The sequence below is a fragment of the Nocardiopsis coralliicola genome (assembly GCF_054779695.1).
In genome coordinates, this window is record NZ_BAAGXT010000040.1 from 1 (window position 1) to 15,907 (window position 15,907).

At 73.9% G+C, this 15,907-nt stretch carries 16 protein-coding genes and 1 riboswitch; of the genes, 7 read left to right on the forward strand and 9 right to left on the reverse strand.

Annotated elements, in window-relative coordinates:
• Positions 1-239 precede the first annotated feature (239 nt).
• Positions 240-1,295 carry a 3-deoxy-7-phosphoheptulonate synthase gene (locus ACYVGT_RS21865; RefSeq protein WP_460861556.1) on the forward strand — a complete coding sequence of 352 codons (1,056 nt, stop codon included), beginning with the start codon at positions 240-242 and terminating at the stop codon, positions 1,293-1,295.
• A 99-nt stretch (positions 1,296-1,394) separates the two neighbouring features.
• On the opposite strand, the gene ACYVGT_RS21870 is transcribed toward ACYVGT_RS21865, so the two are convergent.
• Together ACYVGT_RS21870 and ACYVGT_RS21875 are read right to left on the reverse strand one after the other, a co-directional pair.
• Positions 1,395-2,816, reverse strand: a complete 1,422-nt coding sequence (locus tag ACYVGT_RS21870) for a sodium:solute symporter family protein (RefSeq protein WP_460861558.1) — start codon at positions 2,814-2,816, stop codon at positions 1,395-1,397.
• A gap of 157 nt (positions 2,817-2,973) precedes the next feature.
• Complete coding sequence (locus ACYVGT_RS21875) at positions 2,974-3,807, reverse strand: MurR/RpiR family transcriptional regulator (protein WP_460861559.1); 834 nt, start codon at positions 3,805-3,807, stop codon at positions 2,974-2,976.
• A gap of 151 nt (positions 3,808-3,958) precedes the next feature.
• On the opposite strand from ACYVGT_RS21875, the gene ACYVGT_RS21880 reads away from it, so the two are divergent.
• The 5 genes from ACYVGT_RS21880 to ACYVGT_RS21900 all read left to right on the forward strand — a co-directional run bounded on the left by ACYVGT_RS21880 (position 3,959) and on the right by ACYVGT_RS21900 (position 10,129).
• Positions 3,959-5,209, forward strand: coding sequence for a metal-dependent hydrolase family protein (locus ACYVGT_RS21880; protein ID WP_460861562.1), 1,251 nt, complete (start codon positions 3,959-3,961; stop codon positions 5,207-5,209).
• Positions 5,210-5,336: 127 nt separating this feature from the next.
• A riboswitch (glycine riboswitch) is annotated at positions 5,337-5,435 on the forward strand.
• Between the two features lie 144 nt (positions 5,436-5,579).
• A complete protein-coding gene (gene gcvT / locus ACYVGT_RS21885; RefSeq protein ID WP_460861566.1) occupies positions 5,580-6,704 on the forward strand; it encodes a glycine cleavage system aminomethyltransferase GcvT in 1,125 nt (374 codons plus the stop codon).
• A gap of 203 nt (positions 6,705-6,907) precedes the next feature.
• Positions 6,908-7,288: a glycine cleavage system protein GcvH gene (gene gcvH / locus ACYVGT_RS21890; protein ID WP_460861568.1), complete on the forward strand. Its 381-nt coding sequence runs from the start codon at positions 6,908-6,910 to the stop codon at positions 7,286-7,288.
• A 2-nt stretch (positions 7,289-7,290) separates the two neighbouring features.
• Positions 7,291-8,562: a serine hydroxymethyltransferase gene (gene glyA, locus ACYVGT_RS21895; RefSeq protein WP_460861571.1), complete on the forward strand. Its 1,272-nt coding sequence runs from the start codon at positions 7,291-7,293 to the stop codon at positions 8,560-8,562.
• Positions 8,563-8,725: 163 nt separating this feature from the next.
• Positions 8,726-10,129: an L-serine ammonia-lyase gene (locus ACYVGT_RS21900; RefSeq protein WP_460861573.1), complete on the forward strand. Its 1,404-nt coding sequence runs from the start codon at positions 8,726-8,728 to the stop codon at positions 10,127-10,129.
• A gap of 7 nt (positions 10,130-10,136) precedes the next feature.
• On the opposite strand, the gene ACYVGT_RS21905 is transcribed toward ACYVGT_RS21900, so the two are convergent.
• Complete coding sequence (locus ACYVGT_RS21905; protein WP_460861576.1) at positions 10,137-10,490, reverse strand: type II toxin-antitoxin system death-on-curing family toxin; 354 nt, start codon at positions 10,488-10,490, stop codon at positions 10,137-10,139.
• A gap of 91 nt (positions 10,491-10,581) precedes the next feature.
• The gene (locus ACYVGT_RS21910) at positions 10,582-10,983 is read right to left on the reverse strand and encodes a VOC family protein (protein WP_460861578.1); all 402 of its coding nucleotides are present in this window, start codon (positions 10,981-10,983) and stop codon (positions 10,582-10,584) included.
• Positions 10,984-11,480: 497 nt separating this feature from the next.
• Here ACYVGT_RS21910 and ACYVGT_RS21915 point away from each other — a divergent pair, with 497 nt between their 5' ends.
• Complete coding sequence (locus tag ACYVGT_RS21915; RefSeq protein WP_460861581.1) at positions 11,481-13,628, forward strand: HelD family protein; 2,148 nt, start codon at positions 11,481-11,483, stop codon at positions 13,626-13,628.
• 21 nt (positions 13,629-13,649) lie between these two features.
• Here ACYVGT_RS21915 and ACYVGT_RS21920 read toward each other — a convergent pair whose 3' ends face one another.
• The 5 genes from ACYVGT_RS21920 to ACYVGT_RS21940 are packed head-to-tail and all read right to left on the reverse strand — an operon-like array spanning position 13,650 to position 15,907.
• Complete coding sequence (locus tag ACYVGT_RS21920) at positions 13,650-14,252, reverse strand: alkaline shock response membrane anchor protein AmaP (RefSeq protein ID WP_460861583.1); 603 nt, start codon at positions 14,250-14,252, stop codon at positions 13,650-13,652.
• A gap of 16 nt (positions 14,253-14,268) precedes the next feature.
• Complete coding sequence (locus ACYVGT_RS21925) at positions 14,269-14,874, reverse strand: DUF6286 domain-containing protein (protein WP_460861585.1); 606 nt, start codon at positions 14,872-14,874, stop codon at positions 14,269-14,271.
• A gap of 42 nt (positions 14,875-14,916) precedes the next feature.
• Complete coding sequence (locus ACYVGT_RS21930) at positions 14,917-15,387, reverse strand: Asp23/Gls24 family envelope stress response protein (RefSeq protein ID WP_460861588.1); 471 nt, start codon at positions 15,385-15,387, stop codon at positions 14,917-14,919.
• Entirely contained in the window at positions 15,387-15,572 is a 186-nt protein-coding gene (locus tag ACYVGT_RS21935) for a hypothetical protein (RefSeq protein ID WP_460861701.1), read from the reverse strand. The genes ACYVGT_RS21930 and ACYVGT_RS21935 overlap by 1 nt, the downstream gene beginning before the upstream one ends.
• 26 nt (positions 15,573-15,598) lie before the next feature.
• Positions 15,599-15,907, reverse strand: a complete 309-nt coding sequence (locus tag ACYVGT_RS21940) for an Asp23/Gls24 family envelope stress response protein (RefSeq protein WP_460861591.1) — start codon at positions 15,905-15,907, stop codon at positions 15,599-15,601.

The following is a 15,907-nucleotide window of genomic DNA, read 5'->3' on the forward strand; positions in this document are numbered from 1 at the left end:
TTCCGGGACCTGCGCCCCTGCCCCCGCCGGCGGCGCCGGGAGCCCGGGCCCCCGGGGGGCCCCGGGCGCGCCCGCCGCCCCGGCCCGGCCCGCGGTTCGCGCCGCCGCGAGCGCCCGGCCCGGCGGGCACGCTCCGCGGCCGCCCGATGACCCTCGCCACAATCGGCGTCCGGACCGGCCGCAGGGCACTAGTGTGCAGGTGGCGGTAGAGGTATACGCGGAGAGGACGCGGCGCAGGAATGACGAGCACCAACGACACCAGGATCGTCAGCTACAAGCCCCTGGTCGCTCCCCGGGACATCCTCACCGAGCTGCCGCTCGGTCCGGCGGCCGCCGGCGTGGTCGACTCGGCGCGCACCGAGGTCACCGACGTGCTGGAGGGCCGCGACGACCGGCTGCTCGTCATCGTCGGCCCGTGCTCGGTGCACGACACCGAGGCCGCCCTCGACTACGCGCGCCGGCTCAAGGAGCTCGCGCCGTCGCTCAACGCCGACCTCTGCATCGTGATGCGGGTCTACTTCGAGAAGCCGCGCACCACGCTGGGCTGGAAGGGCCTGATCAACGACCCGGGCCTGGACGAGAGCTACGACGTGCACCGCGGCCTGCGCACCGCGCGCCGCCTGCTGATCGACATCGCCGAACTGGGGATGCCCGCCGGTACCGAGTTCCTCGACCCCATCACGCCGCAGTACATCGCCGACGCCGTCGCCTGGGGGGCGATCGGCGCCCGCACCACCGAGAGCCAGGTGCACCGCCAGCTCAGCTCCGGCCTGAGCATGCCGGTCGGGTTCAAGAACGGGACCGACGGCGACGTCCAGGTGGCGGTCGACGCGTGCGGCGCGGCCGCGGCGTCGCACACCTTCTTCGGCGTCGACCCGGCCGGCGCGGGCTCGGTGGTGGTGACCTCCGGCAACCCCGACTGCCACGTGATCCTGCGCGGCGGCCGGACCGGCCCCAACCACGGCCCCGAGCAGGTCGGGGCGGCGCTGGACACCATCGCCTCCTCCGGACTGCCGCGCCGGCTGATGATCGACGCCAGCCACGCCAACTCCGGCAAGGACCACCGCCGCCAGCCCGGCGTCGCCGCCGAGATCGGCGCCCAGGTCGCAGCGGGCGAGCAGGGCATCTCCGGTGTGATGCTGGAGAGCTTCCTCGAGGAGGGCGCGCAGAAGCTGACCGACCCCGCGGCGCTCGACTACGGCCGGTCCATCACCGACAAGTGCATGGGCTGGGACTCCACCGTCGAGGTGCTGCACGGCCTCGCCGAGTCGGTGCGCGCCCGCCGCAAGGCCTGACACCCGAAGGCGCAGGCGGCGCACGCAGCGTGCGGGGCGGGGCGGCGGGCCGCGGTCCTGGACCGCTGCCGCCCCGTCCCGGAGCGGCAGCGGAGCGGATCAGCCCTCTGCGCCGTGCCCAGCTGCCCGTTCAAGGTCCTGCGGCGCAGGCGCGCGCGTGGCCAGGCTCGCGGCGACCAGGGCCACCACCGCCGCTGGGAGGGCCACGATAACGCCGTTGACGTCGCCCGGGGCGCCCGCCGCCTCCCAGCCGACCGTGGCTGCGGCGCCGACCACCAGCGCGGCGACCGCGCCGGCCGTGGTCGCCCGCTTCCAGAACAGCACCGCGAACACGGCCGGCGTGAGCGCGGCGCCGTAGATGGTGTAGGAGTACATCTGCAAGTCCAGGACGGTGGGGAAGAACAGTCCCAGCACCACCGCGACGACGGCGACACCGAGGACGGCGGCCCGCTGAAGAACGAGGGCCTGCCGGTCGGCCATCGGCGCGCGGCGGAACCGCGCCAGCAGGTCGTAGACGATGTTGGACGCCGAGGACAGCATGAACGAGGAACCGGTCGTGATGACGAACGCCACCGCGCCGGCCAGCAGCAGGCCGCCGATGAGGACCGGGACATACCCCTCCGAGGCCAGCCGCAGCACTGACTCGTCTCCGTTGATACCGGGCATGAGGACCGATGCGGCCGTCGCCAGCAGCACCACCGGGATGAACACGAAGAAGCTGGAGACCAGCATGCCGGCGGTGGATCTGCGGGCGCTGCGCTCATCTTTGGCCGCGGCGAGGCGCTGGTAGAGGTTCTGGTCGGCCAGCAGGAGCAGGAACAGCGGCAGGAAGTAGCCGAGCAGCTGGAGTCCGCTGAGCCCGCCGGTCAGCGTCGCCGACTGCTCCGGCAGCCCGTCCCAGTACGCGCCGGGGCCGTCCACCGCCGCGAAAACCAGCGGCACTGACACGAACAGCGCGAACAGGATGACGATCGCCGAAGCGAAGTCGGTGTAGGCGACCGAGAACAATCCGCCGGTCACCGTCAGCACGGTCACCACGGCCGCGATGAGCAGTGCTCCCTGGGTCGGGGAGAGCGGGGTGATCAGCGCGACGACGTACCCGCCGCCGACGAACTGCGACGCAACCAGGCCGACGTAGGCCAGTGTGGTGACCACTGCGGCGACCGTGCGCACCGAGGCGCCGAACCGGGCCTCAAGCAGCTCCGGGATGGTGTGCTTGGCGGCCCGGCGGATGCGGCGCGCGGCCAGCAGCAGCACGAGGATGCCGAGCGGTGTCCCGGCGAAGAACACCAGCCCGGCGGCCGGCCCGTAGGTGTAGGCGAAGTTCGCTCCACCGATGATCGTTCCCGATCCCACCCAGGTGACCAGGAGCGTGGCGATCATGACCGGGGTGGACAGCCTCCGCCCGGCGAAGAGGAAGTCGTCGCCGCCCGCGAGCTTGGACGAGCGGGCGCAGTAGAGGCCGATACCCACCATCACCAGGAGGTATACGGCGAGGATGATCAGATGTGTGGTCTGCATGTGCACCTTCGTGAGGGGCCGAACGGGGAATGCCGGGCCGATGGAGGTGATGCAAGCAGTCCGATCCAGTGAAACGCAACACTTATTGCATAAAATGTGGCGTCGATCACCGGGAAGTGCCACGGCCGGCCGGAAGCGGAGCCGGCCCCGGTCCGAATCAGAAGAGCTCTGCGCGCCGCCAGAGGCGCTCGGCCTCCCGGACGCTGGCCAGCGCGCGCTCCCCGCCCACCCGGGCGAGCTCGGCGAGCAGCGCGTGGACCACCGCCATGGCCGGGGTCAGCGACGGGAACATGCCCGCGCCCTCGCTCGGCACCACCACAACGTGCGCGGCCGTACCGGCCAGCGGCGAGTCCCTTCGGTCGGCGAGGAGGGCGAGGGGCACGGCCCGCTCCGCCGCGATGGCGGCCGCGGAGCGCAGCGCGACCGGCAGCATCCACAGGTCGCAGATGAAGAGCAGGTCCCGCGGGCCCATCCGGGACAGCAGATTGACCAGGGCAGTCCCGCCGACAGGGCACGTTTCCACGTCGTAGCCCATGATCCCGGCTGCATGGGAGAGCTGGAGTCCGGGCGCGGCGAAGGTGCCCGATCCCAGAACCAGTGTCCGGCGGGCCCCGTGGATGGCCGCCGCCATGGCGCGCACCTGGTCCGGGTCGACGGTCTGGTCCAGGACGCGCAGGCCCGCGCGGTCGGAGCGGATGGCTTCGCGCACCGGATCCCCGTCGGCGCCCGCGTGCTCGGCCAGTACCTCGCCGGCACTCAAGGACGCCAGGTAGCGCGCGCGGAGCTCGACGCGGAGCGAAGGCCATCCGCTGAAGCCCAGCTGCTGCGCCGCGCGGACCACCGTGGCGACGTTCACCTCCGCACGGCCGGCGAGCTCGGCCGTGCTGGCATACGACGCGAACCTCGGCTCGTCGCGGAGTACCCGGATCACCCGCTCGGCTGCCCTGCCCAGCCGCCCTCCCGCGAGCGCGGTCTCGATCCAGTCCGCCATGGCCCCTCCGTCATCGCCCCCTGCGCCGCCCGCATCCGCGCCGCCGCACTAGCGATACCACCACCCGGAGGGTCGCACCGACTCTCTGCAACATATATTGCACATCAGTGCCGTCTTCGGCGGCGCCCCATCCCTCGACCGGAGGTGTCCCATGACCACACGCACCCTCTACACCGATGCAGCACTCGTCGATCCGGAGACGGGGACCCGCAGCCCGGGATCGTGGCTGATCGTGGAGGGCGACCGCATCGCCGGCCGCGGCAGCGGCGCGGCACCGCTGCCCGAGCCGGGCGCGCCGGCTCCGGACACCGTCGACCTTGCCGGCGCCACCCTCATGCCGGGGCTCATCGACGCCCACGTGCATCCGACCGCGTTCAGCGCCGACCTCGGCGCCGCGATGGACCATGCGCCCTCCTACGTGGCGAGCTATGCGGCAAGCTCCCTCACGGCGATGCTGCGCCGCGGTTTCACCACGGTGCGCGATGTCGCGGGCGGCGACTGGGGGCTGGCACAGGCCGTGGAGGAAGGGCTGATCGACGGCCCGCGGCTGATGTTCGGGGGCAAGGCGCTCTCGCAGACGGGCGGACACGGCGACTTCCGCACCCGCGGCCGCCAGGGCGCCGACGCGCACGCGTGCTGCCCGGGCGCGGGTCTCGTCTGCGACGGGGCGGACGAGTTCCGCCGGGCGGCGCGCGAGCAGCTGCGGACCGGCGCCCACCACCTCAAGATCATGCTCTCCGGCGGTGTCGCCTCCCCGACCGACCGCATCGACTCCACCCAGTCCTCCGCGGACGAGATCCGCGCCGTCGTGGAGGAGGCCGAGGCCGCCAACCGCTACGTCACCGGGCACGCCTACACGGCGCGGGCGGTGAACCGGGGGCTGCGCCTGGGCGTGCGCTGCATCGAGCACGGCAACCTCATCGACGAGTCCACCATCGAACTGCTCCTGGAGAACGACGCCTTCCTGGTGCCGACCCTGGTCACCTACCGGGAACTGGCCGAGCAGGGCGCGCGCAACGGGCTTCCCGCGCAGAGCGCGGCCAAGGTCGACACCGTGCTGACCCGGGGACTGGACGCGCTGCGGATGGCGCACGAAGCGGGCGTCAACCTGGTCTACGGCAGCGACCTGCTCGGCGGCATGCAGTCGCACCAGAGCGGCGAGTTCGCGATCCGCGCCCAAGTGCAGCCGGCCGCGGATGTCCTGCGCGCCGCCACGACGACCGCGGCGCGGCTGCTGGGCTTGGAGGGCGAGGCCGGCACGCTCCGCGTCGGAGCCGCCGCCGACCTGCTCGTCGTCGACGGCGACCCCCTCGCCGACATCGCTCTCCTCGCCGACCCCGCAGCGTCGGTACGCACCGTCATCCGCGCCGGCCGGGTCCGGCACCGGCGTACGGACGCCTGACCCGGCCGGCCCGCGCCGGCCTCCGGCCCGCCAGCGGTATGCGGCAGGTGCCCGGTCGGCGCGGCGCTCCGCGCGAGCGGTCGGCCTGGAGGGGCGGAAGGGCCGCTGCTAGGGTGAGGGCGGTCGTCGACCCCGTGCGGGAGAGCGTCCGCGCAGCCGGTGCGGGCCGCCGAAGGAGCAATCCCTCCCCAGAGAACCTCTCAGGCACACGGACCGTCCGGGCGAGACCACTCTGGAAAGCAGGGGCGACGCCGCCCCCGCCGAAGGTGCAAGCCGCGCCCTGCGCGGCGAAGCTCTCAGGCACAGATGACAGAGGGGGAGGATGGCCCGAGCCCGGTTCCACCCGACGACCATCCTCTCAGGAGACCCCATGAACGCCGTCGGCGACTCCGCCGCGGAACTCCGCCGCACTCCGCTCCACGCCGTCCACGAAGAAGCCGGGGCAACGCTCGTCGACTTCGCCGGCTGGTCCATGCCGCTCCGCTACAGCAGCGAGAAGGCCGAGCACACTGCCGTCCGCGAGCGGGCCGGACTGTTCGACCTGTCGCACATGGGCGAGATCCACATCCTCGGCCCGCAGGCCGACGCGCTGCTCGACTACGCGCTGGTGGGCTTCCTCTCCAAGGTCAAGACCGGCCGCGCCCGGTACACGATGATCACCGACGCCGACGGCGGCGTCCTCGACGACCTCATCGTCTACCGGCTCGAAGAGGACCACTACCTGGTGGTCGCCAACGCGGCCAACGCCGCAGCGGTGCTGTCCGCGCTCACCGAGCGCGCCGACGGCTTCGACGCCCGCGTCGAGGACCGCTCCGACGGCACCGCCCTCATCGCGCTGCAGGGGCCGAAGGCGGTCGAGATCCTCGCGCCGCTGACCGACGCCGACCTCGGCGGGATCCGCTACTACGCCGGCTACCGGCACACCGTCGCCGGCTATCCGGTGCTGCTCGCCCGCACCGGCTACACCGGCGAGGACGGCTTCGAGCTCTTCATCGAGCCCGGCACCGACGCCCCCGCCGTGTGGCGGGCGCTGCTGGCGGAGGGGGCCGAGCACGGCCTGGTCCCGGCCGGCCTGTCGGCCCGCGACACGCTGCGCATGGAGGCCGGCATGCCGCTGTACGGCCAGGAGCTCAGCCGCGACCTCACCCCGTTCGACGCCGGCCAGGGCCGGGTCGTCAAGTTCGACAAGGAGGGCCCGTTCGTCGGCCGCGCGGCGCTGGAGCGCGCCGCCGAGCGCGGCGGCGGGCGCCGGCTGATCGGGCTGGCCGGCCGCGGCCGCCGCCCGCTGCGCTCCGGGATGCCGGTGCTGCGCGACGGCGAGCAGGTCGGCACCACCACCAGCGGCGCTCCCTCGCCCACCCTGGGCCGTCCGATCGCCATGGCCTACGTCGACGCGGAGCTGGACACTGCCGCCGGCACGTTCACCGTCGACGTCCGCGGACGCGGCGAGGAAGTGGACGTCGTCGACCTGCCCTTCTACAAGCGCGAGGGGTAGGCGGCGCTGCCGGCCCGCCCTCCCGCACGGTGCGGGCGGTGCGGGCGGTGCGGGCGGTGCATTCGGTCGCGGCGCGCGGACCGGTAGGCGGCCCGCGTGTGCACTGCGCACCGCCACCCGGCACAATCACAGGTGAGCAGGGGTGCGGCCGGATCCGCGCCCGGGCCGCCGGAGACCGGTACGAACCCTCCTGGAGAGTCGAATTGAGCGTTCCCGCTGAGCTGAAGTACACCAACGAGCACGAGTGGGTGTCGATCGACGGAGGCGTCGCCACCGTCGGCATCACCACCTTCGCCGCCGAGGCCCTGGGCGACATCGTCTTCGTCGAGCCGCCGGAGGCGGGCGCCGCGGTCACCGCCGGCGACACCTGCGGCGAGGTGGAGTCCACCAAGTCCGTCAGCGACCTCTACGCGCCGGTCAGCGGCTCGGTCGTCGAGGTCAACTCCGCCGCCGTCGACGACCCCGAGGTGATCGGCAGTGACCCCTACGGCCAGGGCTGGCTGTTCAAGGTGGAGCTATCCGGCGAGCCGGAGGGCCTGCTGACCGCCGACGAGTACACCCGGCTGACCGAAGGCGAGGGCTGAGTATGAGTGCATCCGCGAACCCGTTCGACAGCACCCTGGCGGAGTTCGACCCCGAGGTTGCCGTCGCGGTGGACAGCGAGCTCACCCGCCAGCGCGACACGCTGGAGATGATCGCGTCGGAGAACTTCGCGCCCCGCGCGGTCCTCGACGCGCAGGGCACCGTGCTCACCAACAAGTACGCCGAGGGCTACCCCGGCCGCCGCTACTACGGCGGCTGCGAGTACGTCGACGTGGTGGAGACCCTGGCGATCGAGCGCGCCAAGGAGCTGTTCGGGGCCGACCACGCCAACGTGCAGCCGCACTCCGGCGCCCAGGCCAACACCGCCGTCTACTTCGCGCTGCTCAAGCACGGGGACACCATCCTCGGGCTCGACCTGGCGCACGGCGGGCACCTGACGCACGGCATGAAGATCAACTACTCCGGCAAGATGCTCAACCCGGTGCCGTACCACGTGCGGGAGAGCGACGGCACGGTCGACTACGACGAGGTCGCCCGGCTCGCCGAGGAGCACCGCCCGGCGATGATCGTGGCCGGCTGGTCGGCCTACCCGCGCCAGCTCGACTTCGCCCGGTTCCGGGAGATCGCCGACTCGGTGGGCGCCCTGCTGATGGTCGACATGGCGCACTTCGCCGGCCTGGTGGCGGCGGGCCTGCACCCCAACCCGGTGCCCTATGCCGACGTCACCACCACCACCACGCACAAGACGCTGGGCGGCCCGCGCGGCGGCCTCATCCTGTGCCGCCAGGCCTTCGCCAAGAAGATCAACTCGGCGGTGTTCCCCGGCATGCAGGGGGGACCGCTGGAGCACGTCATCGCGGCCAAGGCGGTGGCGCTGAAGGCGGCGGCGAGCGAGGACTTCGCCGACCGCCAGCGGCGCACCGTGTCCGGCGCGCGCATCCTCGCCGAGCGGCTGTCGGCGCCGGACGCCCGCGAGGCCGGCGTGCAGGTCGCCAGTGGCGGCACCGACGTGCACCTGGTGCTGGTGGACCTGGTCGAGTCTCCGCTCAACGGCCAGGAGGCCGAGGACCGGCTGCACGAGGTGGGCATCACCGTGAACCGCAACGCGGTGCCGAACGACCCGCGCCCGCCGATGGTCACCTCCGGGCTGCGCATCGGCACGCCGGCGCTGGCCACCCGCGGGTTCGGCGACGGCGACTTCACCGAGGTCGCCGACGTGATCGCCGAGGCGCTCAAGCCGGATTACGGCGCCGCCGCGCTCCGCGGGCGGGTGGAGGCGCTGACGCGCAAGCACCCGCTCTACCCGGGCCTGTAGGCGCACACCCCCGGGGCGCGGTGCGCCCCGGGGCCGGCGCGGCGGCCGGGCCGGGCACGCATCCCGCGGCGGGTGCGGTGTCCGGCCCGGCCGCTTCCGTCTGCGCCGGACCACCGCCGCCGCATCCCACCAGCGTCCTGTGCTCAACGAGGAGGGCAGGCACATGGCCATCTCAGTCTTCGACCTGTTCACGATCGGTATCGGCCCGTCCAGCTCGCACACGGTCGGCCCGATGCGGGCGGCCCGCTCGTTCGCCGCGGCGCTCGCCGCGTCCGGCGATGCGGCGCGCACCGACCGGATCGTCTGCGCGCTGTACGGATCGCTGGCGCTGACCGGCAAGGGCCACGGCAGCGACCGCGCCGTGGTGCTCGGACTGCTCGGCGAGGCGCCGGAGACCGTCGATGCCGACGCGGTGCCCGGGCTGCTCGCGCGCACCGCCGAGCGCGGTGCGCTCGACCTGCCGGACGGCACCGAGGTCGCCTTCGCGCCAGGGCGCGATGTGGAGTTCCGCCGCAAGGAGAGCCTGCCCGGGCACCCGAACGGGATGCGGTTCACCGCGCTGGCGGCGGACGGCTCCACCGTGCGCTCCACCGTCTCCTACTCGGTGGGCGGCGGCTTCGTCGTGGACGAGGCAGCGGTCGGCGCCGACCGGATCACGCCGGACACGACGGTGCAGCCCTATCCGTTCGCGTCGGCGGCCGAACTGCTCCGGATCTGCCGGGAGACCGGCATGTCGATCAGCGCGGTGACGGCCGCCAACGAGCGCGCCTTCGGCCGGACCGACGCCGAGATCCGGGCCGGGCTGCTGGAGATCTGGGCGGCGATGCGGCAGTGCGTGCGGCGCGGCGTCCTGGCGGAAGGCACCCTGCCGGGCGGCCTTGCGGTGCCGCGCCGGGCGCACCGGCTCTACCGGCAGCTCGGCGGACGCTGCGACACCGGCGGCCTGCTCGCGCCGGCGGCCGCGTCCCCCGACCCGATGGTCGGCAGCGACTGGATCTCGCTGTACGCGCTGGCCGTCAACGAGGAGAACGCCGCGGGCGGGCGGGTGGTCACCGCCCCGACCAACGGCGCGGCGGGGATCGTGCCAGCCGTCCTCCACTACTTCCTGCACTTCTGCGGCGCCGACGACGACGGCATCGTCCGCTTCCTGCTGACGGCCGGCGCCATCGGCATCCTCTACAAGGAGAACGCCTCGATCTCCGGTGCCGAAGTCGGCTGCCAGGGCGAGGTGGGCTCGGCCTCCTCGATGGCCGCGGCCGGCCTCGCCGAGGCCCTCGGCGCGACCCCCGCCCAGGTGGAGAACGCCGCCGAGATCGCCATGGAGCACAACCTCGGCCTGACCTGCGACCCCATCGGCGGCCTCGTCCAGGTCCCGTGCATCGAACGCAACGCCCTGGCCTCCGTCAAGGCCGTCACCGCCGCCCGCATGGCCCTGCGCGGCGACGGCTCGCACTTCGTCAGCCTCGACAAGGTCATCCGCACCATGCGCGACACCGGCCGCGACATGCACGACAAGTACAAGGAGACCAGTCGCGGCGGCCTCGCGGTCAACGTGATCGAGTGCTGAGCGGTACTCAGCGGGACGAGTGGAACGTCCGCAGCTCCGCCGCGATCCCCGCGATCTCCTCAAGCTTTCCCGCGGCCGTGTCGAGCACGAAGCCTTCGGCCCTGTCCTCATCGATCGGCTCGACCAGCGGAGCTCCGTTCGCGTCCACGAACGTCGCCGAGCAGTTCCCGGCAGCCCTCTTGCTTTCCTCGATACCGACGCGGTTGCGAGCAAGGGACCGCATCAGCGCGGCGGCTATCTCAACCAGCCCCGGGTAGTGCTCCACACCGAACGAAACGGAGCCAGGCCGCTGCGCCGCACTCTCCAGCAGTCCATAGTCGCGAACCACAGCACTGCTCTGGCCGCTCTGGTGCAGCGCCACAGCGGTGCTCTGCACAATCAGCGGTGAACGAGGTCGATGACGCCATCTGGGCCGCGCCGCCGACACGACCCCTCTGCAGTCCCGGATGCGGTCAGGACATCTGGGAGAGGTCCATGTAGGCGACCTCCCAGAGGTGGCCGTCGGGGTCGAGGAAGCTGCGCTGGTACATGAAGCCCAGGTCCTCGGCGGGGCGGGCCCGGCCGGCGCCGGCGGCGAGCGCGGCGTCGGCGAGGGTGTCGACCTCGTCGCGCGAGGAGCAGGAGAGCGCGACGATGACCTCCCGCCCGGCCGCCGGGTCGGCCGCGGGGACGCCGGCGAAGCCGCGGAACTTCTCTTCGGTGAGGAGCATGGCGACGATCTCCTCGCTGATCACCACGGAGGCCGCGGTCTCGTCGCTGAAGTCCTCGTTGATGGTGAACCCGAGCGCGGTGAAGAACGCGCGCGAGCGGTCGAGGTCGGACACCGGCAGGTTCACGAACACCATTCTGTTCATGGACCGACGGTAGTCCCGGCCAGGGACATTCCGGGGCTGGCGCAGGTCATGGTTGCCCCACGTCCGACCGGACCGCTCTGCCGGGGCTGGTAACCTGACCCTTCGCCCGCATCCCCGGTGCAGGTCCGCTGCGGTCCTCCGGGGAATCCAGGACGCGCCGCCGCCGCAGGATGCGGCGCAGCGGCTCAGGACGACGATCGCGGGCGAACGGTGACGAAGGCGGCCGCCGCGCTGTTCCGCTGCGCCCCGCCGCCCTCCGCTCCCGCTCGGCGCCCGTGCCGTACCGGCCCGGGCTCGCACACTCCGCTGTCCCCGGTCCCGCCCGAGCGCAGACCGCCGGTTCCGCCGCGTCCCTCGCGCTGCCGGCGCACCGTCCTGCGCTCCTCTGCCGCCGCACCGCCCTGACCCGCACTGCCCTGCCCCGCACTGCGCTGCGCTGTGCTGGCCGCCCGCCGGGGACCGACCACGCTGAGCGACGATCCACCAGGAGTAGGAGCATGATCGCCGATTCCGCCGGCACCCCGGCGCCGCATCCCGGCGCGGGTTCCGCGCCCGCCGCTGCGGCGGACGCCGTCCACGCCGAAGAAGCCGCCCGCCTCGCCGCCGTCCTCGTCCGCCTCGAGCGCAAGATCGCCGGGCTGACCGCCATCGTGGAGTCGCACGAAGCCGACTTCCGCGGCGTGCAGGCCTACATGGCGGAGAACCACGGCTCCATCGACCCCGACGAGCTGTACCAGAACGAGCTCATGCTCATCGACGCGGACATGCAGGGCAGCAACGCCGTCCAGGCCCGGGCGCGGCTGGAGGCGGTGCGCTCCACCCCCTACTTCGGCCGCCTCGACTTCGCCGCGGACGGCGGCGGAGAAGAGGACGCCGCCCGCGGCGGCGCGACCGGGGGGCAGTACTACATCGGCCGCCAGTCCGTCCAGGACAGCGAGGGCGTCGCGGTGGTCGACTGGCGCTCACCGCTCGGCGGGCTGTACTACGAGTCCGAGCCGGGGCCCGCCTCCTACACCGCGCCCACCGGGCCGATCAGCGGCCGGATCACCCTCAAACGGCAGCTGAAAGTGGAGGGCGGCCGGCTAAGGTTCGCGGTCGACACCGCCGACGCGCTGCGCGACGAGATCCTGCTCGAGGAGATCGGCCGGACCACCGACGCGCACATGCGCTCGATCATCTCCTCGATCCAGCGCGAGCAGAACGCGATCATCCGCAACGAGTCCGATGCAACGCTGATCATCCAGGGCGTCGCCGGCTCCGGCAAGACCTCGATCGCCCTGCACCGGATCGCCTACCTGCTGTTCCGCCGCCGCGCGACGCTGAGCGCGGAGAACACCGCGATCATCTCGCCCAACGGCCTGTTCGCCGAGTACGTCTCCGACGTCCTGCCGGAGCTGGGCGAGGAGCCGGTCGAGGCGCTCGACCTGGAGGGCATCGCGCGCACCCGGCTCGCGCCGCTCCGGATGGGATTCACCCCGCCGGCGGACCCGGTGGAGCCGGACGGCGCGCCGCCCGCGGCCCGCGCGCGGGCCCGCGCGCTGTCCACCGCGCAGTTCCGCACGTGGCTGGAACACGCCGCCGCAGAGGCGGTGCGGGACTGCTTCGAGCCGCAGGACCTGCGGATCAAGTGGTTCCGGGTGGAGGCCGCGGAGCTGCGCGAGCGCTACGCCGCGATGCCGTCGATCCCGGTGACCAAGCGGCTGCGGGAGATCGCCGAGTACCTGTGCGGGCGGGCCCGGTTGGAGGACCCGTCGGCGGCCTTCCACCCGAAGCCGGGCCAGGTCGCCAAGGAGCTGAACCGGATGCTCACGGTGAAGAGCGCAAAGGCGCTGTACGCGTCGCTGTTCCGCCGGGACGACGCCCCCGAGGCGGTCCGCGGGCGGTGGAGGCCGCCGGCGGCGGCCACCCTGGAGTGGCCCGACGTCTACCCGTTCCTGCTGGTCGCGGACTACTACACCGGCCTGGAGCGGTACGGCCACATCCGCCACCTGGTGATCGACGAGATGCAGGACCACACCCCGGTCCAGTACGCGGTGCTGCAGCGGCTGTTCCGGTGCGACATGACGATCCTCGGCGACGTCGGCCAGGCGCTCGGCGCCACCGAGGGCTACACCGCGGAGCGCCTCGGCGGGCTGTTCCCGGGTGCGCGGGTGATGGAGCTCAACCGGAGCTACCGGTCCACGGCGGAGATCATGCGCTTCGCCGGGCAGGTCCGGGGTGCGGCGGTGGAGGCCGTGGACCGGCACGGTCCGGAGCCGGAGGTGCGCCCCTACCCCGATGCGGCGGCGGAGGTGCGCGGCATCGCCGCCGAGATCGGCCGGTTCCGCGCGCACCGCTCGGGCCGGCTCGCGGTGGTCGCCAAATCGCGCGCCCGCGCTGCGGCCCTGCACGCTCAGCTCGCGCAGCTGTGCGACGGCGTCGCCCTTGCCGAGGCCGACGCCCGCGGCGTGCTCTCCAACGACGCGGTGGTGGTGCCGGTGTCCCTGGCCAAGGGCCTGGAGTTCGACGAGGTCATCGCCGCCGAGGCCGCCGCCGACGTCTACTCCCCCGGCGACCGGGGCCTGCTCTACATCGCCTGCACCCGCGCCCTGCACCGGCTCACCGCCACCCACGCCGGCCCGCCCTCGCCCCTCCTGCCCGGCTAGCGGGCGGGCTGGCCGGCCAGCTCAGGCCACGCGGGGCTGGTCGGCGGGGGCTGCCATGGTCAGGCGGAGGACCGTGCGCAGGCGGTCCCGCTCCAGGGCCGTGCGCAGGTCGTTCAGCGGACCGGTGCGGAGGGTGCCGCAGACTGCTGCGATGTCGGCGTCGTCGTCGAGAGTGACGTCGACGCGCAGGCCGGGGGTGCGCGACGACTCGGTGATGCGGGCCCGGGCGCGGCGCACCCCCGGGCAGGCGGCGGCGGCCTGTTCGAGGGCCTCCTGGGCCGCGCCCGCGGTCAGGGTGGTGCGGCCGGTGCCGGGACCGGCGCCGCTGTCCGCTCCGCCCTCGGGCTCCAGCTGCACCGAGCCGACCGTGTCGGTGCGGCCCTGGGCGGCGATCCACCGCAGCGCCAGCAGCGCGATCAGAACGGCGGCCGCCGCCGCGGCCCACGGCAGCCAGCCGGGGGCGGTGCCGGCCAGCGCCCCCAACTCGGCACCGGCCGCCGATCCGCCGAGCAGCCCCGCCCCCGCGGCGGACGCCGCTGCGCCGCCCGCGAAGAGGACGGCCCCGACCACCGCCAGGCCCCACCGGTTTCCGCGCGCTGTCCGGCGCGCGCGCCGTGCTGCCATCGCTCCCAGCCTCCGCTCACACCGTCGAGAACCGCACGCGGGTGCGGGTCCGCATACCGCGCAGGGGCGCCAGCTCCTCGAGCCGGGCCGCAACCGCGCCGTCCACCTCGTCCCGCAGCGCCGCCGACTCCCGCAGGTCGGTGTCGACGCGGACCAGCACGCGGCGGCCGCGGACCGATACGCGCGCGCCCCGGACCCCGGCCACGTCGCGCGCAGCTGCGCCGAGCGCGCGCCGCAGCGCCGGCCGCGACAGCCCCACGACCAGGTCGGCGTCGCCGGTGCGCAGCGGCAGCCAGTGGCCGCGGCCGGGCAGCAGCGCCGATCCGATCAGCACGACCCCGATCACCGCCAGGACGACGGAGGCCACTCGCACCGACGGGTCGGACCAGCGGGCGCCGGCGACCTGCCCGGCGGCCGCGTTGAACAGCGGGATCCGCAGCGGCGCCCCGAGCAGGCCGGAGATGACCTCGGCCGCGGCGAGTGCGGCGACCGCGAAGAGCACCACCGCGGCGATGAGCGCCGGCCACGACCGCCGCGGGCGGAACGTATGCACGGCGATGCGCCGCGCCCGCCGCGCCGCCGCTGCGTCGGGGCGCCCGACCGCCTCCTCCACCGTCGTCAACGAGTCCTCCTCCCGCTCACCCGGCGGCGCCGGGTCAGATGGTCACCGCGCGCGGGCCTCCGGCACGAGCGCGGTCACCTCGATGTCGATCCGCGGGGCCGCGAGCCCCGTCGTCTGCTGCACGCGTTCGGCGACGCGGCGGCGCACCTCCGCTGCGGCGCGGCCCACCGGCCGGGGGTAGTCGACCGCCAGGACCAGCGTGAGGTGCACGCCGCCGCCGGTGGTCCGCGCGCTGGTCCGGTGGCCCGGGCGCACCGCGCTGAGCGGACCGAGGGGGCCGCTCGGCCCGTGCGGCGCGGCCGGGCGGACGCCGTCCACCTCGGATGCCGCCTGGTCGGCGATACGCGCCACCACCCGGTCCGGGATGGCGGTGCGCCCTCGCTCGGCTGCGTCCAGGGGCGGCTGCGGGCCCGCGGGGGTGCGCGGGACCGGGACGGTCTGCCCGGTGGCGGCGGTCCCCGCGGCGGTGCTCCCCGCCGCGCTGCTCTCGGCCGGCGCCGGCGATGCGCCCACTACGTGCGCCTCGTAAACAGGCCGGCCAGGTCAAGGTCGCCCTGCATCGCCCGCCCCACCAGGAACCCCGCCACCCCCAGCAGCAGGACCAGCAGGAAGGCCCCGAAGCCGCCGAACGCCCCGGCGACGCCGAGCAGCGACCCGAACGCCAGCCCGACGATGGGCCACACCTGAATGCGCTCCATCGCGCTCCTCCTCACTGCCGCGGCGCTCACGCGCCGTCGGCAACTCCGGCCACGACGTCCTCGACCGAGACGTGCACCGCGCCGGCGTCCGGACCGGCGGCTTCCGCTGCAGTCCGGCGCACGTCGCCGGCCACCTCGGGCAGCGGGCGGCCGTAGCGGACCACGACACCGACCTCGATGCCGGTGGTCCGCACGGCCACCCCCTTCACCCGGAGCCCGGCACCGAGTGTGGCGATGGTGCCGTAGGCGCCGGCGGACAGCTCGACCACGTCCGGCAGCGCGGACACGCGGCCCGCGACGCGCTGGGCGGTCTCGATCACGTCCGGTTCCGGCAT